This is a genomic window from Agrobacterium sp. MS2, from assembly GCF_003261015.1.
Taxonomy (GTDB): domain Bacteria; phylum Pseudomonadota; class Alphaproteobacteria; order Rhizobiales; family Rhizobiaceae; genus Agrobacterium; species Agrobacterium pusense.
In genome coordinates this window covers 1-218 of record NZ_QLNF01000070.1, presented here as the reverse complement: position 1 = coordinate 218, position 218 = coordinate 1, and the positions used below count along the sequence as shown (strand labels likewise).

Annotated in this window: 1 protein-coding gene; it reads right to left on the bottom strand. The window is 53.7% G+C overall.

Annotated elements, in window-relative coordinates:
- On the bottom strand, positions 1 to 218 hold a 218-nt coding region (locus DOU54_RS18590; RefSeq protein ID WP_146617386.1), incomplete at both ends, for a Tn3 family transposase.

Genomic DNA, 218 nt, shown 5'->3' with positions numbered 1-218 from the left:
CCGTTCGGCATCTGATGTTCGGCATCCCATGTGTAGATGCCGGTAAGGTTGATATGTTCCCAACTGAGCGGCGAGATGTGTTTCAATAGAGTATCAGAAATGTCTCGCCCCGCTCGTTTCAGCTGTGTGACCGCGCGATCAAGGTAAACCGTATTCCAGTGCACGATCGCACTGACGACGAGATTGAGCCCCGAGGCGCGGAAAGCTTGGCTTTCGAA